Genomic DNA, 23270 nt, shown 5'->3' on the forward strand with positions numbered 1-23270 from the left:
ATTTCTTTCTTTCGCAATTTCGCACGGGAGCATTGTCATGAGCCGATTCCTCGGCCAGATCCGCCAGTTGGGCTATGTGGTGCCTGACATCGAGGCCGCTATGGATTACTGGAGCAAGACGCTGGGCGTTGGCCCCTGGTATTACAACCCGCGCGTACCTATCGTGAATTACCACTACGACGGCAAACCGTACGAGCCGCATAATTCGGTGGCCTTGGCGAACTCGGGTTTTGTGCAGGTGGAGTTGATCCAGACGCGCAACGACGTGCCGTCGATGTACCGCGATTTTCTGCAAGCCGGCCGTACCGGTCTGCAGCACGTCGCATACTGGACGGAAGACTACGACGCCGATCTGGAACGCCTGCTGCGCCAGGGGTTCAAGCCCAAAATGAGTGGCGAAGTCGGCGAGCGTGGCCGCTTCATTTATTTCGACACTGAATATCATCCCGGCACGGTGATCGAGTTGTCTGAAGTCGCCGGCCCCAAAGGCCGCATGTTCCAACAAATCCGCGAGGCTGCGGACGGCTGGGACGGCAGCGATCCCGTGCGTCCGTTTCCCAATCTGGGGGCCCAATGAGCGGTGACCGCATCCTGGCCAGCTATGTCATCGAGACACCGCTGGATCCCGCGGCGGTTGCCGAGGTGATGGCGGGCGAACAGTCCAGCGGCACGTTTACGCGTGTCGCGGGCGAGACGGATGATTTGCGCGCGCGTGCTCGTGCGACAGTCACTTCAGTGCAATTGTTGGACGAGGTCGATGCACCCAGTCTGCCCAATGCGTGGCTGGAGCGTCGCGGTCAGCCCGGGCCATGGCGCCGCGCGCGCATCGATATTGCTTTTCCTCCGGCGAATATCGGTGCAAATCTGCCCACGCTGGCCAGCACGGTGGCGGGCAATCTATACGATCTGGGCGAGGTCACGGGCCTGCGGCTGGAAACGTTGCATGTCCCGGCGTCGTATCGCGAGCGATTCGATTTTCCGCGTGTCGGCATTGCCGGTACGCGCCGTGCAACCGGGGTGTCGCAAGGGGCGCTGGTTGGTACGATCATCAAGCCGAACGTGGGATTGACTGCGCCGCAGATTGCAGAACTGGTTGCGCAGTTGTGCGCGGCTGGCGTCGATTTCATCAAGGACGATGAAGTATGCGCCGACCCCGAGCATGCGCCGTTGGCACAACGTGTGCCGGCCGTGATGCGGGTCGTGCGAGAGCATGCCGAACGCACTGGCAAGAAAGTCATGGTGGCGTTCAACATCACCGACGAAACCGACGCAATGCGCCGTCACGCCGATCTGGTCGAGCGCGAGGGCGGCACGTGCGTGATGGCGAGTTTGAATGCCTGCGGATATTCCGCTATTCAAAGCCTGCGCCGTCATACGCCGTTGGCTTTGCATGGCCATCGCAACGGATTTGGCGCCTTGTCGCGGCATCCGTTGTTGGGCATTGGCTATCAGGCCTACCAGACGCTGTGGCGTTTGGCCGGCGTGGACCACATGCATGTGCATGGTTTGCAGGGAAAATTCTCGCAGGCGGACGAAGAAGTCATCTCGGGCGCACGCGATAGCTATACCCCGTTGGCAGAGGGATTGGCGCAAGACGATGTCGTGATGCCGGCGTTTTCTTCGGGGCAGTGGGCGGGTACCGTTCCGGCGACCTGGGCTGCGATTGGCCGCGATGATCTGTTGTTCATGGCGGGCGGAGGCATTCTGGCGCATCCCGACGGCCCGGCTGCGGGCGTGACGAGCATTCGTCAGGCCTGGCAGGCTGTACGCGCAGGCGAGGATGTGGCGGACTATGCGCGCGAGGCACCTGAGCTCGCCCGAGCCTTGGCGTTTTTCGGATCAAAATGAGCGGCATCTCGCCTCGCCTGGCGTATTACGGCGATGATTTCACAGGGGCTACCGACGCGCTGGCCACGGCGACGCGGATGGGTTTGCGCAGTCTGTTGTTCTTTGGTGTGCCGACTGCGGCGCAACTGCAACGCGTCGGTCCGCTGGATTGTCTAGGCATCGCGGGCGCTACGCGTGCAATGGCACCCGATGCCATGCGTGCCGAATTGCAGCCCGTTGCCGAGTTTTTTCAAACGCTCAAGCCGCGTGTCGTGCACTACAAGGTGTGCTCCACTTTCGACAGTGCCCCGCAAGTCGGCAATATCGCCGTCGCCATGGAAACATTGGGCAGGGCCGTCGATCAGGTCAAGCCGTTTATTATCGGCGGCCAGCCCAGCCTGGGCAGGTACTGCGTGTTTGCGCAGCTGTACGCGGCCGCCGATGGTGAGGTTCATCGCATTGATCGTCATCCCACGATGAGCCAGCATCCGGTTACGCCCATGCATGAGGCCGATCTGCGGCGTCATTTTGCGACGCTGGGCGCGGGGCGTGTCGAGGGGGTGGACATGCGCACGTGTGCGCTGGGCGTTGATGCCATCGCCACCCGTTTGTTCTCTGCATGGGATAACGGTGCGGATGCGGTGCTGTTCGATGTTGCGGAGTCTCGGCATCTGGATGCGATCGGCGCCGTGTTGGCGCAGGCCTCTGAGACGGAGTCCCTGCTGGCCGTCGGCGCCAGCAGTGTGATCGAGGCACTCGGAACGCAATGGGGTGGCGCCGAGAAACACGCGGCGCACGATTCCTTTGCTGCGGCACAAGGACCGGTGTTGTTATTGGCAGGCAGCCTATCGCCGATGACGGCCAGACAAGTCCAGGCCGCTGCTTCCTATCGAAAAATCCGTCTGGATCCGGTACGCCTGGCCAGTGAGGATGCTGTTTATCAGGCCGCCATGGTGGCGGAACTCGCCAACCTGCTGCGCGAGGGCCAGCATGTGCTCGCATGGATGGACAACGCTCAAGGCCAGCGTACCGCAGGCGTACAAAGCCAGGCCTTGGCTAGCGCAGGTGGCCGTCTATTAGATGCAGTGTTGCGCCGCACTCCAGTCAGGCGCCTGGGCGTTGCAGGGGGAGACAGTTCCAGCCTTGCCATGCAGACGTTGGACGCATGGGGCTTGTCCCACATCGCGCGTGTCCAACCCGGCGTAGCACTGTGTCGCTTGCATAGCGACGTGCCTGAATTCGACGGCATGGAAGTCATGCTAAAAGGCGGGCAAATGGGCACGGAAGATTTGTTCGAGCGGTTTCTACTTGGCGCGTAACGTGTTTCGCCGGTCGCGTGTCCATGACGCTTGTCGCGTGCACGCTTCGCTGCGGCACTTGTGCCGTTTCTCCTACAGCAATCCCGCCTTGCGCGCCTGGGCGACGGCCTGGGTGCGATTGGCTGCCTGCAGTTTGATGTTCAGATTACGCAGATGCGTGCGCACCGTATTTTCCGAGACGAATAGCTTTCGTGCGATGGAAATATTGGAATGGCCTTCGGCCAAGAGTTCGAGGACGCGTGTCTCTTTGGTGGTCAGCGGATCGGTCAGAATGGCGGACGTGTCAGCCGCCTGAGGAACCAGGTTCAGGCCCGTCTGCAGTTGGTATTTTTGCAGCCAGGGCAGGGCTCTTGGTTCCTCACTCAGCCAACGCTGACCCGCCGGTGCAGCGTGAAATCGTGTCAGCAGATCAGCGACAGCGGTACCTTCGTCGGCGATGACGCGGCACAGGTCTTCGTTGACGGCGGTTTGCAGGGCTTGCGCCAGCAATGTGTGTGCTTTGCTGTCTTGCCCCAGTTTTTCGCAGGCGACTGCTGTCAGCAGGCGCATTTTGAAGGCCCGGCGATATCTGCCGGCCTGGATCGCCGCGTCAGTGTCACGCTCAAGCTCGGCGATCGCCCACTGCAGGTCGCTATGGTTGCCGGCATAACACGCCCAACGCAGTTTTCCCAGCCGCGGATAGAGCAGATCATTGGCGGGCAGGCGCAGACGCTCTACGCGTTGCCACAGGTCATCATCCTCGGCGCGTAGCAGTTCATCGCGCGCGGCGCTGCTGTGGCCTTGCAGCAGCAAGAATCGAGCTCGTTCGACCCGAGCGCTGGCTGCTATGCGTGGCAGCCTCCGCTGGTGACCCAGATATTCCAGTTCGCCCAGCAGATAAAACGTACGGTCAGTGTCGCCATTGAGGAATGCGATGCGCGACAGCATGAGGTAGCCCAGGATCATGTGATCGGGCAGGGCAACATCCCGTCCCAGCGGGACATAGACGGCGAGCAATCGTGAGGCTTGCGCCAGGTCCCCTGTTTCGTAGACCCAGGCGGCATACAGTACGCCTGCCCAGGCGTTGCCGCCGACAGGGCCAGGCATGTCGCGATGCGTGGCATGCACGGCTGTCAGAAAGCGAGCGCCGGCCTGACGCATGCGCCCCTCTTGCAGATCGATGATGCCCTCGACGGCTTCCGAATACATATGATTGAAGCGGCTCGCGGCAACGCCTTGGGCGCGGCGGGCCGTGTCCAGCCAACGGCGGGCGTCCTGGTAGCGTCCGAGAACGGCGGCAACGTTGGCCATCGCGTTGAGCAGCGCGGTTTCTGTAAAGGAGAGTTCGCCTTGCAGGGCCGCGATACCAGGCATGCCGATCTCGTACGCCTGTTCATGGCAGTCCATCATGGACAGCAGCAGCGGGCGCAGGGTGCGCACGTGCCGTTGTACCGCGGGATCGGTGTGGGCGGCGAGCTTCAGTTCGTTCATCAGCAGGCTGGCCTCGCTCGGCCCGCGTGTCATGCACGTGGCCCAGATTTGCAGGGCTTGCAGAACAGGCTGTGTGGCGAGCGTCGCGGGCGGGATCTGGGCGAACCAACGGGCCAGCAGTCCCATGCGGCCCTCTGCAGCAAGGCGAGCCGCATGCGTTTGCAGGAGTTCGATCGCGAGTCCGAAATCACCGCCGTCGATGGCGTGGTCGATCGCCGGAACGGGCCTGTTCTGTTGTAGAAACCAGGCCGATGCGCGCCGGTGCAACGTGGCGATTTCCGAGGGCGCCTCGGCACGTAGTTGTGCCTGTAAATAGGCGGCGAACAGGCTGTGATAGCGATAACTGTGGTCATCGAGGCCGTCGCTGCCCAACAGCAAGTGCGTGCTTTCCAATTGCGTCAGCAAGGCCGCGCAGGGGAAGTCGGGCAACAGCGCTTGGCACAACGGCGCGTTCAGCCGTTTCAGGATGCTGGTACGCAGCAGAAAATAGCGTACCTCGTCAGGCAAGCCTGCCAGAACGTCCTGTGCCAGGTATTCTGCGATGGATTGTTCGGTACCAGAAAAACGGGCGACAAAGGCGCTGGCGTCGGCATGCCGGGACAGCGACAACGAGACCAGCCATAGTGCGGCAATCCAGCCCTCTGTTTTGCGATGCAGCTGATCGATATCCGCGGGGCGCAAGGGCGGCGCCATGTCGGCGAACAGACCGGCCGTCTCTTCGTGTGAAAAACACAATTGTGCTGCATCGATCTCCAGCAGTTTGCCGCGGCTGCGCAGCCTGCCGAGATGCAGCGAGGGTACATGCCGGGTGCCGATGAGCAAGCTGCCATGATGCGGAAAATCCGAGATCAGATCCTGAACAAGGTCCAGTACGCTGCGTTCGGTAATGGATTCAAAGTCATCCAGAAACACGGCGAATGGATGAGCCAGCGAAGCAATATGCGTTTTGACAGTCAGGGCTAGTTCGAGAACGTCGGTATGTGGAAGGCGCGAAGAATCTACCGCAGCCGTTGCAGGGTCGCGTGCTGGCGCAGGCGTGTTGATCGATGGCTGGTTTTGCGGCGCCGTCAGATTTCGCAGTGCTGTGCACAGGCAATGCAAAAAGCGCACGGCATCGTTGTCCGATCTGTCCAGCGTCAGCCAGGTGACGGAGATCGATGAGCGCAGCATCTCATCGCGGCATTGCGCCAACAATGAAGTCTTGCCATACCCCGCCGGGCCACGCAGCAGTACCACTTTTCCCGGCGCTTGCAGGCATATCTGCTCGCGCAGCGCATGCCGCGTCACGTGATGAGCAGACACCATGGGGGCATTCAGTTTGCCGCTGACCAGGGTGGCCTGCAGCGTGGGGGGTAACTGCATAACGACCTGTATTGGAAACGAATACGTGAGGGAGGGGGCGGGTAAACCCGGGCCATATCAAAAATCACCCGTTTGGACGAAGACGCAAAACGGGTCCCTAAGATACAAAAAGAACCTGTACAGGGCAATGGCGTGTACCCGCATTGCACCGGAAAAATAATGATCGGAGACAACTTGTGAAGAAATCCAAGGCGGTGATGGCGTTGTCTGGCCTGATGTTCTACTGCGCTGCGGCTTGGTCTGCTCCCGCGCAGGGCCCTGTCAAGATCGGCGTGTTGACGGACATGAGTTCGGTGTACTCGAATATCGGCGGCAGCGGCCTGGTAGAGGCCGCGCGCATGGCGGTCGCGGATTTTGGCGGACAAGTGTTGGGCAAGCCTATCGAGCTGGTCTACATCGATGGCCAAAACAAGGTCGACGTCTCCAGCGCCGCAGCGCGCCGCTGGTTCGATCAGGATGGCGTGGATATGATCACCGACCTGCCTACGTCGGCGACCGCCTTGGCTGTCAGCGAGGTGGGTCGCGAGAAAAAGAAGATCATCATGGTCACCAGTGCGTCGACCTCGGATCTGACGGGCAAAGCGTGTTCGCCCTATACCGTGCACTGGACGTACGACACCTACGCCTTGGCCAGCGGCACCGGTGCAGAGGTCACTCGCCAAGGCGGCAAGCAATGGTATTTCATCACGGCCGATTATGCGTTCGGGAATGCGTTACAGGCCGACGCCAGCGCCGTGATTGAGCGCGGTGGCGGCAAGGTGGTAGGCGCTGTGCGTTCGCCGCTGAACTCACCGGATTTCAGCTCTTATCTGTTGCAGGCACAGGCTTCGAATGCGGGCATCGTGGGGCTGGCACTGGGTGGCGGGGATTTGATCAATGCCATCAAGCAGGCCGCTGAGTTCGGCGTTGGGCGCGGCGACAGCAAGCAACGGCTGGTGGCGCTGCTGGCCTTTTTCTCGGACGTGAAATCGATCGGGCTGGAATTGGGGCAGGGCCTGCTCTTGACGGAGGCCTTCTACTGGGATCAAAGCGATGCTACCCGTCATTGGTCGCAGCGCTTTCAGGACAAGGTCGGACGTAAACCGACGATGACACAGGCCGGCACTTATGGCGCAGTGACGCATTATCTCAAGGCCGTTCAGGCCGCAGGGACGAAGGACTCGGACGCCGTGATGGCCAAGATGCGCGAGACACCCATCAACGATTTCATGACGCGTGACGGCAAGCTGCGTATTGACGGGCGAGTGGTGCGCGATATGTACTTGTTCCAGGTAAAGACGCCAGCCGAGTCGAAAAGCGAATGGGACTTGTACAAGCAGGTCGGCGTGATTCCCGGTGACGTGGCGTTTCGCCCGTTGAATCAGGGCGGTTGCCCGTTGGTGAAATAACAGGAGGACAGACATGATCAGCCAGGACGTAGTGGCCTTTGGACAACCGTTGCAGCGCATTGAGCGCGCGACGCCACAACCGCGGGGCAATGAGGTGCTGTTGCGCGTGTTGGCAGCCGGCGTATGCCATACCGATATTCACACGTGGGAGGGTTCGTACGATCTTGGTGGCGGCAAGCGTTTGAACATGGCGGATCGTGGCGTTGGTTTGCCGTTGACGCTGGGCCACGAGACGGTGGGCGAGGTGGTTGCCGTTGGGCCCGACGTGACCGATGTCCGGCCGGGCGATCGCCGTCTGGTCTATCCATGGATTGGTTGCGGCCAATGCCGGGTATGTTTGCGGGGGCGGGAAAACCTATGCACGCAACCGCGTTTTCTAGGCATATTTCGAGCCGGCGGCTATAGCGATCATTTGTTGGTGCCCCATTCGCGTTATCTCGTGGATATCGGCACATTGACCCCCGAGCAAGCCGCACCGTATGCATGTTCGGGTTTGACGACCTACAGTGCGATCAACAAAATCGATCGTGACGTGCTGGCGCAAGAGGCAGTGCTGGTGATCGGCGCTGGTGGCCTGGGGTTGATGTGCGTCACCTTGTTGCGTGCGATGGGATGCGGCAGTGTGATTGTGCTGGAGCCAGACGGTAAGCGCCGTGGCGCGGCGCTGGCTGCGGGCGCTACATGTGCGGTGGATGCGGGGGCGCCGGATGCGTTGGATCAAATACGCGTCGCTGCGGGCGGTCCCGTATGGGCAGTGATTGATTGCGTTGGCCACGGCACGACGGTGCAACAGGGACTGGATCTGTTGGCCAAAGGCGGCCAGTTGATTGTCGTGGGATTGTTCGGCGGTGAACTGACATTGTCGTCGGCCTTGCTGCCCATGCGCGCGGCGACGGTCCAAGGTTCCTATATCGGCAATCTGGGCGAACTGCAGTCGCTGATGCAGTTGGTGCGGGAAAAACAGCCCACTTTGATTCCGACGTCCTGCCGTTGCCTGGACGACGCTGCCAGCGCATTGCAGGACTTGTCGCAAGGTCGCGTGGTGGGACGCTTGATTCTCTGCCCCAGTGCGAATGATTCAGCGACGGCCGCATCATGACGCTGAGTTTCGATTCGAATTACGCCATGACCATTGACGGCCGCGCGACGCTGTCGTCAGAAAGCATGGATGTGCTGAATCCTGCGACAGAAGAGTGCATCGCGCGTGTGCCGGATGCCTCGCTGGATCAACTGAATGACGCAGTCGCCGCTGCACGGCGGGCACAAGCCTCATGGTCAGTGCAGCCGCTTGCCCAGCGGCAGCAGGCGCTGAATGCGATGGCCGATTTGCTGGCATCGCACACAGACGGCTTCATGCGTCTGTTGACACGAGAACAGGGCAAGCCCCACGCTGATGCCAAGGCCGAGGTCGGGCGTTGCGTCCATTGGCTGCGCGAATACGCGAAGCGGGTGTTACCTGTGTCGCGGCATGATGACGGTGTGGGCCATATTTTCGAGACGCACCATGCTCCCATCGGTGTGGTGGCCGCCATCGCACCGTGGAATTTCCCCATGACGCTGGCCATCTGGAAAGTGGCGCCGGCATTATTGGCCGGCAATACCGTTGTGTTGAAACCCTCGCCATTCACACCGCTGACATCACTCAAAATGGGTGAACTGTTTCGCGATGTGTTGCCGCCCGGTGTGTTGAACGTGGTCAGTGGCTCCGATCGTTTGGGGCCATGGCTGACCGAGCACCCTGGCATCGACAAAATAGGCTTTACGGGTTCAACCGCTACTGGGCGCCGTGTCATGCAAAGTGCGTCCAGCCGGCTCAAAAGGATCACCCTGGAGCTCGGCGGCAATGATGCGGCCATCGTTTTGCCGGATGTCGATGTGGCACAGACCGCACGTGCTTTGTTTTGGGGTGCATTTCGCAATAGCTCGCAATATTGCCTTGCGACGAAACGCATGTATGTGCATGAAAGCATCTACGAGGACTTCAGCCGCGAGCTCGTGGCCTACGCACGTACCGTCGAAATGGGCAACGGTGCTGATCCGGGCATTGGATTGGGACCGATTCAGAATCGCATGCAGTATGAACGGGTAAAGGATCTGATATCAGATGCGCACCGTACGGGTGTGAAGTTCTTGCTGGGAGGCAATGTGCCTGAGGGCAAGGGATACTTCATCCCGGTCTGCATTCTGGATAACCCGCCGGATGATGCACGATCCGTCACAGAGGAGGCATTCGGCCCGGTGTTGCCGCTATTGAAATATCGCGACATTGATGAGGTCGTGCATCGCGCCAACGATAGCGATTATGGTTTGGGAGGCTCCGTCTGGAGCCGGGATCAACACTTGGCGTATGAGATCGCGGGGCGTCTGCAAACAGGTATGGTCTGGGTCAATCACATACATGTGATGTCGCCGAACGCGCCATTCGGCGGACAGAAACAGTCAGGGATCGGTGTGGAAAACGCAATGGAGGGATTGCTGGAATACACCAATGTGCAGACGAGAGTGACGCTCATAAATTAAATGGCATGGCAGGCGCCGTGTCCTCGGCGCTTCGCCCCCCGCCGCTTAATCCTCCAGTACTTCGTGCGCCCCTTGATTGCCGCGCCGCCAATAGGCAGACGCACGAATGCGGGATTTGTCGATGCCGCGCTCCTGGACGAGATACTGGCGCACGCTGCGAATAGCGGCGGACTCGCCTGCAGCCCAGATGTAGCCTTCGCCCTCGGGCAATTGCAGACGGCGAACCACGCGTTCCAACACGGATTCGGAGCCCTCGGCGTCGGTGCCGCCGTTTACCCATTGCACCGTAGCGTCGGCTTGCGTAGGCAGGTCGATGCGGGCATCGGGGCCGCGGGTTTCGATGACAGCGAGCACGCGTTTGCCTGCGGGGAGTTCTTCCAGACGCCGCGCGATAGCGGGCAATGCCGTTTCATCGCCGATCAACAGATGCCAATCAAAATCATGCGGGATGACAAACGAACCGCGCGGCCCGGCAACGCCTAAGTGTTGGCCTGGCGCTGCTTGAATGGCCCAAGTACCGGCGGGACCGTGGTCGTGCAGCACGAAATCGACATCGAGTTCTTTGGTGTCCGGGCGATAGCTGCGCGGCGTGTAATCGCGCGCCTGAGGGCGTGCCACGCCGGCGGGAAATTCCGGGCCGTTGGGGCCGATGGTGGGAATGACAGGCAGAGCGTCACCCTCGGGCAGAAAAACTTTGACGTGGTCGTCAAACGAAGCGGAGACAAAGCCCTCGAGATCATCGCCGGTCAGCGTGATGCGCACCATGTGCGCACTCAGCGGCTGTACGCGGCTGACTTGCAGCAGGCGGGACTTCAGGGGATGCCGGACTTTTTGTACGGCATAGCGGTCGGTGGATGCGGTATCCATAAATATCCTTGTATCAGTGGCGTCAGTCAGTGACGGGATCACAGGACCCGGCTGCCTGACCCAGAATGTCCGCCGTGGCGCGTTCCAGGATGACGATGATGCGGCGTTGCTCGGCCTCGTCGGCTTCGGAGCGGCGCACGAGCGCTTCGCGCAGGGCGCGGCGGGCCTCGACGTATTCCCGCAGCCAGCCGCTGGCTTGGACGGCTTCTTGCGCGCCAGGGTCGCCTTGCCAGGCTTGTTTCATCCAGGCCATCTTGCGCGCTACGTGTTGCAGGCCTGCGAGCAGTAGTTCTACCCGGTCGCGTTGGCTGTCCAGATGGGCACGGCCAGCGTCGGCCAAGTGATAGCGTTTGCGGGTGCCATGCGTCTCGACGGTGGTGTAGTCGAGTTCCTCGAGATAAGTCAGCGCAGGGTAGACCACGCCGGGACTGGGCGTGTAGTAGCCGTTGGTGCGGGCTTCTATTTCCTTGATCAGTTCATAGCCGTGGCGGGCTTGTTCTTCGATCAGGGCCAAGAGCATCAATTGCAGGTCTTCGGCGCTGAATTTACGGCCGCGCATCATGCCGTCGCCGCCCATGCCATGCCCGCCACGCATCATGCTCTCGCCCCCCATGCCATGGCCACCACGCATTTTGCCGTGACCGCCATGCCGGCCATGGTGGCCGGCGGCGTCCTGGGCGGGCGAGGTATGACGCGAACCAGATCGATGCAGATCGTCAGGGTGCGTAGGGTGTGTCGGGCGTGTTTGCGTATCTTTCATGTATCGTACGATATATCTAACGATATTGTGATGTCAAGGCTAATGATTTGGGTTTTGGCATTGGTACGAACAATCCCGCCAGGGAAAAAAGAATTCGCAATGTTGTTTCGTTGAGCAGCAAGCTGCATTTCATCGATAAAAACCCCGGTTTCGTCGAAAAAATATTGCGCTGCTGCAATGAAAACGCAGAATCTCGTATCCAGACCTTTCTGCATGGGGAGCGGTGCGCGGAAAGGAGGCCTTCTTTCGTCCGGGAACTTCACATCATCATGAATCAATCCACATCGTTCTCTGCGCGCCGCGTGTCCTTTCCATCGATGCGCCAGAACGCGCTGCGATTGGCGATCCTGTCGGCACTCGGTGTGTGGGGATGCAGCTTGACGGGAGATGTCCGTGCAGGGACCTGCTGGGGCACTGGTGATGACGGAAGCTATGCGTACATGTACGGCATGTGCAAGGGCGATGACGGCGTCGATAAAAACAATGAAAAAGACGGTGAAACTGGCGGAGATGAAAATGGTGTGACCACGACGAGATCCCACTCCATTGATGCCGCGACCTACATTAACGTTTTGGGCTCCCAAAACACCATGGGTGTCGTGACTGGCGCAACAACGGGTGGAGCAGGCGTCGACGAAGGGACGGCGGGAAACGGTGGACAAGTCACCGTGACGAATGCCTATGACGTGACGTTGACAGGCACGACGATCTCCAACGTGAACAGCTTGATTCTCGCGGGTTCCTACGGCGGTCAAGCCGATCAGGACAACGACAACAATGACTCCAATGGCGGGCAGGGCGGATTCGGGCAACTCGTGACCGTCCAGAACACGGGTAACTTGACGATAGAGGGCCCGGTAGATACCCCCACGACGGGTCTCTTTGGCATTAACGCTACCTCCACAGGAGGCGCCGGCGGCCAACAGAACGATCCCACACTCGAGTACGGCGATCAGATCGGCGGGACGGGGGGCAATGGCAGTACGGTGACCGTCACCACTAGCGGTGCGATCAACCTCGGTAGCAGTGGTGCGCGCTTGCGCACGAATACGATCGGGGCGGCGATTTCTGCAACGTCAGTAGGCGGAATGGGGGGGCAAAAAAACGGCAACGCCGGCACGGGTGGAACGGTGCAGGTGACGCAGTACGGTTCGGCCACCAGCTATTGGCAGGTCAATCAGGGCGCAAAGATTTTCGGAATCAGGGCAGAGACTTCGGGAGGTGACGGTACTGCCTCTACGGACGATAGTGACAATGGCGGAGATGGCGGGGGTAATTCTCCGAACGGTAATGGCGATTCACCCGCCTGGACCCAGAAAGTGGTTGTCGATGCCTATGGTTCCGTATTGGTGGATGTCGAATGGTCAGGCTCGACTATCGAGGGGGCCGGGATAGCTGCCAGAGCCTTGGGCGGCAAAGGTGGCGGCGGGCCAGACAAGGATCATTCGGGCGGCAATGGCGGCGATGGCGGAACGGCGACGGTGAATCTACATTCCGGCGCCACCGTGACGACGCGGGGCGAAAATCTCGTGGGCATCGCGGCACAGAGCCTGGGCGGGCAGGGCGGCGACGGCGCGGACAGTACCGCCCTGGCTGGCCAAGCCGGTGGCGGGGGATTTGGCGGCGATGCGGGTACTGTGACCATACAGGCCGACGACAATACGACGATTACAACGAATGGAAATTTCGCGATAGGTGTGGTCGCGCAGTCGATTGGCGGCGGAGGCGGCACCGGCAGCGATTTTGTATCAGTGCTGGGCGGCCAAGGCGGCAACGGCGGCAATGGCGGCAATGCCGGGCAAGTCTACGTCACGACCGACGGATCGATTCAAACAAGCGGTCAACATGCCTATGGTGTCGTGGGGCAATCCATCGCAGGCAGTGGCGGCGCGGGCGGAGCAGACACGTCTTCGTTCGTATCGCTGGGCGGCGGCGGCGCGGGCGGTGGTTCGGCCAGCTCGGTTCAGATCACCAATTCGGGATCGATTACCACGTCGGGCTACGACTCGCACGGCATCGTCGCGCAATCGATCGGCGGCGGCGGCGGGGCATCGGGCAGTGCGACAGGCCTGCTCAGTGTCGGGGGTAATTCGTCGGATGGCACCTCGGGATCGGACGGCAATAGTGTGGTGGTCAACAATACCGGCGGCACGATTACAACCACAGGTGATGCCGCTATCGGCATGGTGGCGCAGTCCATCGGCGGCGGTGGTGGCAGCGGCGGCGATAGCTTGGGCGTGGTGGGAGTCGGCGGCGCAGGGGGCGGTGGCGGCTCGGGTGGCAGCGTTACGTTTGGCGATCTCGGCCAGGTCACGACGTCAGGCCAGTTCAGCCCCGGTGTCGTGGCGCAAAGTATTGGCGGTGGCGGTGGCAATGGTGGGGATACGTTTACGGCGTCCGTTGGGGTTTCCGTGGCGATTGGCGGCAGCGCCAGCGGTGGTGGCAATGGTGGCGAAGCCTGCTTGAGTAACCATGGAGGATGCGGGAGCGGAACAACCTCGTATTCGACGGGGAATATCGTGACCCACGGCAATTACTCGTCCGGGATCATCGCGCAAAGTATCGGCGGCGGCGGCGGTACAGGAGGCAGCGTCAAAAATGTCAGCCTCGGGTCTTTTGTCGCATTGCAATTGGGCGGTAGCGGGGGCGACGGAGGACATTCCTCTGATGTCACGGTGGGCTATTCCAACCTGCATATCAATACCGGAGGCGCTCATTCGACGGGCATACTCGCGCAATCCATTGGCGGTGGCGGCGGCAATGGCGGCGGCGCCAGTTATTCCGATGCGACGGTCGGATTCAATGCCGCTATGGTGTTAGGCGGCAGCGGCGGGTCTGGCGGGACAGGGAATGCGGTCACAGTGAATCTGTCCAACTCGCATATCGCGACGGGGATGGATTACGACAGCTCGGCAATCGACCCCGAGACGTATGCACCCAACGATTCGCTCGGCATTCTTGCACAAACCATTGGCGGCGGTGGCGGTAACGGCGGCAGTTCCGCCGCCAGTGATGCGGTAGTGGCGGTGCCGACAGGCGACGGCGTTTCGGCGGCGTTCAATTTCGAATCATCGATTGGTGGCTCGGGCGGCTCGGGCGGTCATGCTTGTCCAGACGGCGGCAGTTCATGTACGACAGAGGTCGTGTTGAACAACGGCTCGACCGTTACGACGCTGGGCGATGGATCGCACGCTGTCGTAGCGCAGTCCATAGGCGGGGGCGGCGGTAATGGCGGCGACTCTTCCGTTTTGGCGACCACGATCGGCGATGAAACCACGGTGGCCGCGACGGCTGCCATGACCTTCGGCGGGACAGGAACCGCGGGGGGCGATGGTGGCGGCGTGCAGATCAGCCTGGGCGATAGCGGCTCGGGGTATGCGGCGTTGCCGCCACTATTGTCGACGCCTCCGACGAAAGACACGCCGCCGGCGTCTTCGATCATCACCTATGGCGATTACGCCAACGGCGTCTTGGCGCAATCAATAGGCGGAGGCGGCGGCAATGGCGGTATAGGCAGCAGTAATGCATACACTCATGGCGGCCCCACCTCCATCAAGGCGACCCTGGCGTTGGGCGGTACGGGCGGTGCAGGCGGCACGGGCGGCGATGTCAATATCACGTTGAATCCCAATTTCGTGATTCGTACGCTCGGTTCAGGATCACGCGGCATCGTTGCGCAGTCGATTGGCGGCGGGGGCGGTGCCTCTCAAGGGGGAACGATGAGTATCGCCTCGTCGTTTAGCGAGACGCCTTCTGCGCGCCTTCAAGTTGGCCTGGGGGCAACAGGCGCCTCTGGCGCGACGGGCGGCACGATCAATGCGACGCTGCAGGGGGCGATCCGTACCGAGGGCGGTGATGCCGACGGCGTGTTGCTGCAATCGATTGGCGGTGGCGGTGGATTAGGGGGATCGTTAGGCGCGGACGCATCGTCCTATCCCATTCTGGATCGGATCGGCACCCATAGCGACAATAAAGAGCGCCTGGACGATACCGGCTCGACGTATGCCTTCGGTGTCGACGTGGGAGGCAATGGCGGCACGGGCGGGAACGGCGGCACGGTGAATACGACCTTTGCGGGGAAAATTGGTACCAGCGGTGATTGGGCCGACGGCTTGGTCTTGCAATCTATCGGCGGCGGCGGCGGTACAGGGGGCTCATCAACCTCCTCGGGCAGCAAGGTTCGGGCGAATGCCCTGATCAGTGTCGGAGGCACAGGAGGATCCGGTGGCAACGGCGGTGCATTGAATGTCTATTTCGATGACGAGCACAACAATAGTATTTCCACCGCAGGGTACTACGCCTACGGTGTGCTGTTGCAGTCCATTGGCGGCGGTGGTGGCCAAGGTGGCGACGGTTCGGACCAGGCCTACGGCACGATCACAGTTGGCGCGTCCTACGGGGGAACTGGCGGTCAGGCCGGCGATGGCGGCACCATACAGGTGGCCGACGGGGCGAATGGCCCAGGATGGCTGACGGTGAGTACTGGGGGGGATGATGCGCCTGGTCTGGCCATGCAGTCGATCGGTGGCGGTGGCGGTATCGGTGGCGCGGGTAATAGCGCGTCGAAACTGCTCGCGCAAAACAGTCATGCCATGCAGGTGTCGGTAGGCGGCAGCGGCGGACTGGCGGGCAACGGTGGCGTGGTGAATGTCAGCACGGGGCTGAACTCCATCACAACGGGGGATCGGGCTTACGGTGTGTTGGCACAGTCCATCGGCGGCGGTGGCGGCCTGGGCGGCGCCGGTGAAGTGCAACACTACAGCGGCGTGGGGCTCGGCGGCACCGAGGGTATATCAGGCGATGGTGAAACGGTGACGCTCAGTTTTACGAGCGACAGCTATATCAAGACATCCGGTGCCGGGGCGCATGGGCTGATTGCGCAATCGATCGGCGGCGGGGGCGGCATCGCGGGTGATACATCCGTCGGGACGGAATTGGGTACGAGCGGTTGGAAAGATAACGACTCTACACAGGGCAGCAGTGGCAGCGGCAAGGCGGTCACGGTCAATGTTGACGGCGATGTGCAGACCAGTGGCGTGAACGCGTTCGGCATCATCGCGCAATCGATCGGCGGCGGCGGCGGTCTCGGTGGCAGCGCCGATGGTGGTTTTGCCGGCAGTACCGGTGTATCGGGTGCCAGCGCCGGCTCCGGCGGCGACGTCACCGTGACGCAGTCCGGCCTGGTCAGTGCTGGCGGCAGCGGCGGCACCGGTATTTTTGCGCAAAGCGATGGGCCGGACGGCACGGGCGTCGTGACGGTCAACGTGAACGGTACTGTCGCAGGCGGATCGGGTTCTGAGGCCAACGGTGTCTGGATCGCCGGCAACAACTCGAATGTGCTCAACGTTGGTACCGATGGTGTGATTACGGTGGCCTCTGGCGGCACTGCAGTGCGTTACAGCGGCGTCGCCGGCCCACAATACAAAACCTCTTCCTTGGCCGTGGCCGATGTCGCGAGGCCGACATTGAGTATCGGCAATGCGGGCGTGATCAACGGCGACATCAACTGCCAGAACGGCAGTGGCAGTATTGCTTGCGATGTACAGAACAAGGAAACCGGTACGCTAAGCGGAGCGACGAGTTATCAGGCGAACATTGATAACGCGGGTCTGGTGGCGATAGGCCGCACGGCTGAGACGGACACGTTGACAGTATCTGGCGACTTTACGCAGCGGTCCACCGGCACGCTGCAGGCCAATGCGGATTTTTCGGCATTGCGTGCATCACATCTGGTGGTCAAAGGCGATACCAAATTGGATGGGCAAGTGAGCGTCGTGCCGCTGGCACTATTGCCTGGCCGCGAGGTTGCGGTGGCGACCCTTGAAGGCGGAATTCAGGGCACGCCCGTGGCCTACGATAGTCCGGTCGTTGACTACGATGCCACGCTGCAGGGGAATCAAGTCCACATGCGCGTGGTGAGCGCCGATTTTGCGCCCCCATCGATGAGTCTGGCGGATAACCAAGGCACGGTTGCCGCGCATGTGCAGAGTACGTGGAATCAAGACGGCGGCTCGAACGACTTGGCGCCGTTGTATGCCGCACTCGATATGGCCTCACGCGGCGGGGCGAAAAATTATTCCGACCGCTTGGCCGACCTGTCTCCTGGCGTCGCTGTCGCGCCGGCTGCACAGATGCAAGCCAGCATGGCGCGCTTCACGGGCGCAATGATGTCCTGCCCGATGTTCCAAGGCGCGGATGCGCTGTCGGGTGAACAGGATTGCCTGTGGGGCCAAGTATCCGGCGTGAACACCAATCAGGATGGCGATAACGGCATATCGGGCTTCTCGTTTGACGGCGTGACCTATCAGTTCGGCGGTCAACGCCAGGTCAGCCCGGGCTGGTTCTTAGGCGGGTCCGTCGCGTATGAAAACACGCATATGCGCGGCGACGACGGACGTGTCACCGGTAAAGGCGATAGTGGTTATGCCGGACTGGTGCTCAAGCGCGAAGCAGGACCATGGACCTTCTCCGCAGCATTGGGCGGCGGCTACGGTCAATACGATATTGATCGCGGCATCAACTTCCCCGGTATGCAAAGCACCGCCAGTTCCGACGTGGACGTCTATGGCGCGGGGATGCGTTTGCGCATCGCGCGCACCTTCGCCGCAGAGCAGTTTTATCTGAAACCTTATGTCGATCTGGACGCGTTCTACACGCGTATGCCTGGCTACAGCGAATCGCGCAAAGCCGAGCATCTGGATATCGAAAGCAGCGACAAATTCATCGTCGGCCTGTCTCCCACGCTGGAGATCGGCGGCCGGGTGCCGTTGACCAAAGGGACCACCATGCGGCCCTACATGTATGCGGGCGCGTCGTTCTTGTCTGACGACGAGTACAAGGTCAAAGCAAAATTGCAGGGCGCGCAGGCAGGCACTGGCAGTTTTGAATCGTCGATACCGATGGACGACGTGATAGGCCGCATCGGCGCGGGCATTCAAGTCTCTAATGCGGGCGGTGTGGACTTTCGGTTGCAGTATGACGGTGAGTTTTCATCACACGTACAAAGCCACCGAGGCTCGTTGAAATTGATGGTGCCGTTCTGAGCGCTTGGCTTGGATGCTGCACGAAACCTGGGAAACGTCAGTCAGCTCTCGTTTCCCAGGATGAGGCAGTCTTAGTTTTCCTGATCGACGCGCGATGCGCCTGCTTGCGAAAAATTGCGTTCCAGCACATCCAACGCGTGTGTCAACGCCTGGACGTCTTCGTCGGATAACCCTTGCAATGCGTCTTCAAAAAAGGCTTCGCGGCGAGGCAGGGCGTCGTCGACCACGGCTTGGCCAGCTGGCGTCAGCGAGGCATTGGTGACCCGGTTGTCGTTCCGATCCGCGCTGCGAGTGACCCAGCCTTGTTGTTGCATGGCCTGCAGCAAGCGGGTCAGCGAAGCCGGATCCAGCCGGCATTGTTCAGCCAGCATTTTTTGCGAACACTGACCATGTTCGTGCAGCGTGAACAAAATGCGCCAGCGCGGCAAAGCATGCCCCACACGGCCGCTGAAAGCGGCTTGCATGGAGCGATAGGCTTGGCCCAGATGCTGAATGACTTGCAGCCCTTGGTGTTGTTTCGGCAAAGTGAGGTCTCCTCGCGCAGAGGCCGGAAAGCAATGAGTTGAGACAGATTGTGCCAGGAAACGTCAGGCCGCCGTTAACGGGGCGGTTTGTTCCGGTCCGAACCGGGCCACCGTGCGCGCCAACTCATCATGCCAACGGGCCTTTTGCTCGTCAGAGACGAAGCTGGCGTCAAAGCTGTTTTTCGCTAACTGTACGGCGTGGCTTGCTCCCAATTGGGGCAGCGCCTCGAACGTTTCTACAAAATTCTGATTGAGATAGCCGCCGAAATAAGCCGGATCATCCGAGTTCACCGTCACGCACAGGCCTGCCTCCAGCAGCACCGCCATATTGTGAGCGGCCATCGTATCGAAGACGCACAGCTTGATATTGGACAGCGGGCAGACCGTCAACGGAATACGTTCGCGTGCCAGGCGTTCGACCAGCAGAGGGTCTTCGACACAGCGCACGCCATGATCCACCCGTTCCGCGCCCAGCAGGTCGAGAGCGTCGTGGATGTAGTCGGCCGGGCCTTCCTCGCCTGCATGCGCCACGATACGCAAACCCAGCTCGCGGCACCGGGCAAAGACACGAGCGAACTTTTCCGGCGGATTGCCGCGTTCGCTGCTATCGAGCCCTATGCCGATAAAGTGCTCACGGTAGGGCAGCGCCTGCTCCAGCGTGTCGAACGCGTCGGCCTCGCTCAGATGGCGCAGGAAACACAGGATCAGCGCGCTGCTGATGCCCAGCTGCTCGCGCGCGGTATCGCAGGCGCGAGTCAGGCCGCGGATCACCGTTCCTATCGGAACGCCGCGCGCGGTATGGGTTTGCGGATCAAAGAACAACTCGGCGTGTACGATCCGATCCGCTGCCGCGCGATGAAAATACGCCATCGCCATGTCAAAGAAATCTTGTTCGTGCAGCAGGACGCCCGCCCCAGCGTAATAGATATCCAGAAAGCTCTGCAGGTCGGTAAAGGCATACGCGGCGCGCAGCGCCTCGATGCCGTCATAGGGCAGGGTCACGCCGTTTCGCTGCGCCAGGGCAAAGATCAATTCGGGCTCCAGCGTGCCTTCGATGTGCACGTGGAGCTCCGCTTTGGGCATGGTACGCAGCAATTCGAACAGCTGCTGGCGGGGAAAATCAGTAAGTATGTGCATATTAAGAGCCGTATTTATCAGTAAGTTAGCGCGGATTCCTGCCCCTGGTTTGTTACCATAGCGGCACGCCGCTGGCTCGAAGCGGCTGGAATCCCCCAATACCATACCGGATTGCGGGCGATTACCCCTATTATTCCTAGTCGAGGTACCCGCGGGGCGGCGATGAAAACGTGGTTTAAGCGCATAGTGATTGGCCTGGTAGTGTTGGTTCTTGTGGCCGTCGTCGGCCTGGCCATCTTTTTGCTCACGTTCGATCCCAACGCGTACAAGTACAAGTTGGAAGAGATCGTCCAGGAGCGTTACCACCGTACGTTGGCAATTGATGGCGACATCGAGCTGTCGCTGTTTCCGCGTATTGGATTGGCGGTTCAGGGCGTCTCCCTGTCGGAAGTCAACAGTTCCGAGACCTTTGCCTCGATCGAGAGTATGCGCCTGGCAGTCGCTGTCTGGCCCTTGCTGTCGAGCAATCTCGTGGTGGACCATGTCACCATCAATGGTTTCAAAGTCCGCGCCGTGCGCGACAAAAATGGCCATCTGAATTTCGAGGATCTGGTCGGCGGCGGCATCATGTCCACCGACAAGCCCCGCGGCCCTGCCGAGGCGGCTGTCGGCGCGATGGCCGGGGCGGCGCAGGCGCTCACTACGGGGGGCGCATCGGCGCCCGCCACCATGCAGATCGATATCGCCGGCCTGGACCTGCAATCGGGTGAATTGCAGCTACAGGACGAGATCTCCGGCATGGCCGTAGCCGTGACCAATCTGACGGCCAACACCGGCCGCGTGACCTACAAACAGCCGTTCGACGTCACCTTGTCGGCTCGCGTCGAGGGTGGAAATCCCCGTATGGACGCCAATCTGACGGGGCAGGGCCTGTTGATGCTGGACCCGCTGGCCAGGCGTTTCGCGGCGCAAAAGCTCGATATGCGCATGGACGGCAATGTGCTGGGCGCCGAGGCCAAGAGTCTGAGCGCCCGCGGCAACCTTGCTTTCAACGGCCAAACCTCGTCTGTAGACGTCAGCGGGCTTGAGATCCTGTTCCAGGGGAATGTGCCGGATCAGCCCTCCCCAATGAAAAACGTCGAAGCCAGCGTGACCATTCCGAAACTCGCGATGGATCCGCACAAGCTCGAACTGCAACTGGACAAACTCGCTGTGCGCGCCAAGGGCGCCTTGCCTGGCGGGCCATTTGAATTGGCCGCCGACGCGCCGGGGCTGAATATCTCGCCCTCCGAGGCGACCGGCCAGGCCCTGACGGGGCGGATTCGCCTGCAGGGCCTGGACGCCAGCTTTGGCCTGAACGGCATCAGCGGCAATGCCAGCGAGCTGGACATCAAGGAAGTCAAATTCGACAGCACGCTCACCAAGGGCGAACGCGTCATCAAGGCCGCATTCAGCTCGCCCGCGACGTTCAACCTCTGGCAACGCGCCATCAGCCTGCTGACTTTGCGAGGCGAGGTCAACATCACCGATCCCGGCCTGCCCAAAGGCAGCCTGCAGATCCCCGTCATCGGCAGCATGAACGCCAATCTGCAAAAAGACCAGGCGGGCGCCAGGATCAACGCGGTGCTGGAGGGCGGCAAATTCGACCTGACGGCCGACGTCAAGCAACTGTCCGCCGTGCCCGACATCACATTCGCCCTGGCGGTCGATACCCTCGATCTGGACAAACTGGCGCCGCCGGTCGCCGCGCCTGCGCCCAAAGCCCCCGAGGGTGACGGCAAACAGGATGACCCCGAGAAAAAACCCGATACCGCAGCGCCTGCCGAGGCGCCGGCTGCTGCCGATGGCTCGATTGATTTGTCTGCGCTGGTCGGTCCCACGGCAAACGGTACGGTCAAAATCGGCCAACTGGTCGTTCGCGGCCTGAAAGCTAGCGATCTGACAGCCAAGCTCAAACTCGACAAAGGCAAGCTCGATGTTTCGACGCTGGCTGCCTCCTTGTACGACGGCAAGGTCGGAGGCGCCCTGTCCGTCGATGCCGCCAACGGCAACCAGATCGCCACCAAAATGACCTTGGCCGGCATCTCGATCGGGCCTTTGCTGACCGATCTGATGAAAAAATCGGTACTGACTGGTACCGGCAGCCTCGCCCTGGACCTGAAGACCGCCGGCTCGAACTCCTATGCATTGACCACCGGCTTGAACGGCGGCATGCAACTGCGTCTGCGTGACGGTGCCGTGACGGGCATCAACGTGGCGCAGACCCTGCGCGACATCAAGGCCTCCTTTACCGGCGCCGAACAGGACGCCGCGTTGGCTGCTGATCAGACACGCAGCACGGATTTCACCTCGCTCGAGGCGGACCTGGTCTTTGTAAAGGGTATCGCCACGGCGAAACGCCTGGATATGGCCTCGCCTCTGTTGCGGGTGTCTCAGGGCGATCCCGCAGCAATCGATTTCGTCCAGAACATATTGAATTTCGTCGCCAAAGTGCGTGTGGTCAACACCAGCACTGGCCAGGACGGCAAAGACCTCGAGGAACTGAAGGGCATCACCATTCCGGTGCTGATCAGCGGTCCGTTCGACAAGCCCGTCTACACTGTGCAATGGCGCGGCGTAGCGACCGAGGCCCTCAAAAAAGGCCTGGAAAAACGCCTGAAAGAGGCCTTGGACGACGAAAAAGTCGCCCCTAAAATCGATAAAGCACTCAAGGGAATTCTCGGCAAATGAGCACGTCCGCTTTTCAGCCCATCGCCGAATGTGGCGTCACCGCTCAATCCCAGGCCCAGGATTATCACAAGCGCTGGCTGATCACCAACGATGCCGGCACGTGGTTGAACCGCACCCTCAGCCCGCGGCTGGCCGAGATCAGCGTCGAATTGCGCTTGGGCTATCTGGTCATGAAGGCCCCCGGGATGTTGCGCCTGGACATTCCGCTGGACGTCATCGAGGACGATGACAGCGTGCGCTATCAGATCCGTCTCGGCGATCAGACCGTGGACGTGGTCGACGAGGGCGAGCTGGCCGCAGCCTGGGTATCCAATTTTCTGCAGATCCCGTGCCGGCTGCTAAAAGTCCATCCCGAGATGGAGGCCGTGCACTGGCCTGCTTGA

15 protein-coding genes are annotated in these 23270 nt (G+C 61.0%); 9 read left to right on the plus strand and 6 right to left on the minus strand.

Going from position 1 to position 23270, the window contains the following annotated elements; translation table 11 throughout:
* Positions 1–37 precede the first annotated feature (37 nt).
* Genes ACNA0J_RS17205 through ACNA0J_RS17215 form a run of 3 tightly spaced genes read left to right on the plus strand, consistent with a single transcriptional unit; the run spans position 38 to position 3146 of the window.
* Positions 38–577 carry a VOC family protein gene (locus ACNA0J_RS17205; RefSeq protein WP_415820074.1) on the plus strand — a complete coding sequence of 180 codons (540 nt, stop codon included), beginning with the start codon at positions 38–40 and terminating at the stop codon, positions 575–577.
* The gene (locus tag ACNA0J_RS17210; protein WP_415820075.1) at positions 574–1848 is read left to right on the plus strand and encodes a ribulose-bisphosphate carboxylase large subunit family protein; all 1275 of its coding nucleotides are present in this window, start codon (positions 574–576) and stop codon (positions 1846–1848) included. The genes ACNA0J_RS17205 and ACNA0J_RS17210 overlap by 4 nt, the downstream gene beginning before the upstream one ends.
* Positions 1845–3146: a four-carbon acid sugar kinase family protein gene (locus ACNA0J_RS17215; RefSeq protein WP_415820076.1), complete on the plus strand. Its 1302-nt coding sequence runs from the start codon at positions 1845–1847 to the stop codon at positions 3144–3146. Before ACNA0J_RS17210 ends, ACNA0J_RS17215 begins: the two co-directional genes overlap by 4 nt.
* Positions 3147–3218: 72 nt before the next feature.
* Here ACNA0J_RS17215 and ACNA0J_RS17220 read toward each other — a convergent pair whose 3' ends face one another.
* The gene (locus tag ACNA0J_RS17220) at positions 3219–5978 is read right to left on the minus strand and encodes a LuxR C-terminal-related transcriptional regulator (RefSeq protein ID WP_415820077.1); all 2760 of its coding nucleotides are present in this window, start codon (positions 5976–5978) and stop codon (positions 3219–3221) included.
* Positions 5979–6175: 197 nt separating this feature from the next.
* On the opposite strand from ACNA0J_RS17220, the gene ACNA0J_RS17225 reads away from it, so the two are divergent.
* Genes ACNA0J_RS17225 through ACNA0J_RS17235 form a run of 3 tightly spaced genes read left to right on the plus strand, consistent with a single transcriptional unit; the run spans position 6176 to position 9886 of the window.
* On the plus strand, positions 6176–7366 hold the full coding sequence (locus tag ACNA0J_RS17225; protein ID WP_415820110.1) for an ABC transporter substrate-binding protein: 1191 nt from the start codon (positions 6176–6178) through the stop codon (positions 7364–7366).
* 13 nt (positions 7367–7379) lie between these two features.
* Positions 7380–8465, plus strand: a complete 1086-nt coding sequence (locus ACNA0J_RS17230) for an alcohol dehydrogenase (RefSeq protein ID WP_415820078.1) — start codon at positions 7380–7382, stop codon at positions 8463–8465.
* Positions 8462–9886 (plus strand): aldehyde dehydrogenase family protein, encoded by a 1425-nt coding sequence (locus tag ACNA0J_RS17235; protein ID WP_415820079.1) that lies wholly within the window; start codon positions 8462–8464, stop codon positions 9884–9886. The genes ACNA0J_RS17230 and ACNA0J_RS17235 overlap by 4 nt, the downstream gene beginning before the upstream one ends.
* A gap of 45 nt (positions 9887–9931) precedes the next feature.
* On the opposite strand, the gene ACNA0J_RS17240 is transcribed toward ACNA0J_RS17235, so the two are convergent.
* The 3 genes from ACNA0J_RS17240 to ACNA0J_RS17250 are packed head-to-tail and all read right to left on the minus strand — an operon-like array spanning position 9932 to position 11791.
* Positions 9932–10753: a siderophore-interacting protein gene (locus tag ACNA0J_RS17240; RefSeq protein WP_415820080.1), complete on the minus strand. Its 822-nt coding sequence runs from the start codon at positions 10751–10753 to the stop codon at positions 9932–9934.
* 22 nt (positions 10754–10775) lie between these two features.
* Entirely contained in the window at positions 10776–11513 is a 738-nt protein-coding gene (locus ACNA0J_RS17245) for a PadR family transcriptional regulator (RefSeq protein WP_415820081.1), read from the minus strand.
* Positions 11510–11791, minus strand: coding sequence for a hypothetical protein (locus ACNA0J_RS17250; RefSeq protein WP_415820082.1), 282 nt, complete (start codon positions 11789–11791; stop codon positions 11510–11512). The genes ACNA0J_RS17245 and ACNA0J_RS17250 overlap by 4 nt, the downstream gene beginning before the upstream one ends.
* Between ACNA0J_RS17250 and ACNA0J_RS17255 the strand changes: the two genes are divergently transcribed.
* Positions 11783–18556, plus strand: a complete 6774-nt coding sequence (locus tag ACNA0J_RS17255) for an autotransporter outer membrane beta-barrel domain-containing protein (RefSeq protein WP_415820083.1) — start codon at positions 11783–11785, stop codon at positions 18554–18556. The genes ACNA0J_RS17250 and ACNA0J_RS17255 overlap by 9 nt on opposite strands.
* Before the next feature lie 71 nt (positions 18557–18627).
* Here the strand turns inward: ACNA0J_RS17255 and ACNA0J_RS17260 are convergent, their stop codons facing one another.
* Both ACNA0J_RS17260 and ACNA0J_RS17265 read right to left on the minus strand, forming a co-directional pair.
* Complete coding sequence (locus ACNA0J_RS17260; protein WP_415820084.1) at positions 18628–19080, minus strand: MarR family winged helix-turn-helix transcriptional regulator; 453 nt, start codon at positions 19078–19080, stop codon at positions 18628–18630.
* A gap of 63 nt (positions 19081–19143) precedes the next feature.
* Positions 19144–20217, minus strand: a complete 1074-nt coding sequence (locus ACNA0J_RS17265; protein ID WP_415820085.1) for an adenosine deaminase — start codon at positions 20215–20217, stop codon at positions 19144–19146.
* A gap of 162 nt (positions 20218–20379) precedes the next feature.
* On the opposite strand from ACNA0J_RS17265, the gene ACNA0J_RS17270 reads away from it, so the two are divergent.
* Together ACNA0J_RS17270 and ACNA0J_RS17275 are read left to right on the plus strand one after the other, a co-directional pair.
* Positions 20380–22887 carry an AsmA family protein gene (locus tag ACNA0J_RS17270; RefSeq protein ID WP_415820086.1) on the plus strand — a complete coding sequence of 836 codons (2508 nt, stop codon included), beginning with the start codon at positions 20380–20382 and terminating at the stop codon, positions 22885–22887.
* Positions 22884–23270, plus strand: a complete 387-nt coding sequence (locus ACNA0J_RS17275; RefSeq protein ID WP_415820087.1) for an MOSC N-terminal beta barrel domain-containing protein — start codon at positions 22884–22886, stop codon at positions 23268–23270. Before ACNA0J_RS17270 ends, ACNA0J_RS17275 begins: the two co-directional genes overlap by 4 nt.

Source organism: Bordetella tumbae (assembly GCF_965139195.1).
Classification (GTDB): domain Bacteria; phylum Pseudomonadota; class Gammaproteobacteria; order Burkholderiales; family Burkholderiaceae_B; genus Bordetella_A; species Bordetella_A tumbae.

Bases quoted from the DNA above. Each gene is read 5' to 3' on its own strand.
- ACNA0J_RS17265 (WP_415820085.1), bottom strand. From the start codon at position 20,217: ATGCACATACTTACTGATTTTCCCCGCCAGCAGCTGTTCGAATTGCTG.
- ACNA0J_RS17240 (WP_415820080.1), bottom strand. From the start codon at position 10,753: ATGGATACCGCATCCACCGACCGCTATGCCGTACAAAAAGTCCGGCAT.
- ACNA0J_RS17230 (WP_415820078.1), top strand. From the start codon at position 7,380: ATGATCAGCCAGGACGTAGTGGCCTTTGGACAACCGTTGCAGCGCATT.
- ACNA0J_RS17225 (WP_415820110.1), top strand. From the start codon at position 6,176: ATGGCGTTGTCTGGCCTGATGTTCTACTGCGCTGCGGCTTGGTCTGCT.
- ACNA0J_RS17275 (WP_415820087.1), top strand. From the start codon at position 22,884: ATGAGCACGTCCGCTTTTCAGCCCATCGCCGAATGTGGCGTCACCGCT.
- ACNA0J_RS17215 (WP_415820076.1), top strand. From the start codon at position 1,845: ATGAGCGGCATCTCGCCTCGCCTGGCGTATTACGGCGATGATTTCACA.
- ACNA0J_RS17210 (WP_415820075.1), top strand. From the start codon at position 574: ATGAGCGGTGACCGCATCCTGGCCAGCTATGTCATCGAGACACCGCTG.
- ACNA0J_RS17255 (WP_415820083.1), top strand. From the start codon at position 11,783: ATGAATCAATCCACATCGTTCTCTGCGCGCCGCGTGTCCTTTCCATCG.
- ACNA0J_RS17205 (WP_415820074.1), top strand. From the start codon at position 38: ATGAGCCGATTCCTCGGCCAGATCCGCCAGTTGGGCTATGTGGTGCCT.
- ACNA0J_RS17245 (WP_415820081.1), bottom strand. From the start codon at position 11,513: ATGAAAGATACGCAAACACGCCCGACACACCCTACGCACCCTGACGAT.
- ACNA0J_RS17235 (WP_415820079.1), top strand. From the start codon at position 8,462: ATGACGCTGAGTTTCGATTCGAATTACGCCATGACCATTGACGGCCGC.
- ACNA0J_RS17220 (WP_415820077.1), bottom strand. From the start codon at position 5,978: ATGCAGTTACCCCCCACGCTGCAGGCCACCCTGGTCAGCGGCAAACTG.
- ACNA0J_RS17270 (WP_415820086.1), top strand. From the start codon at position 20,380: ATGAAAACGTGGTTTAAGCGCATAGTGATTGGCCTGGTAGTGTTGGTT.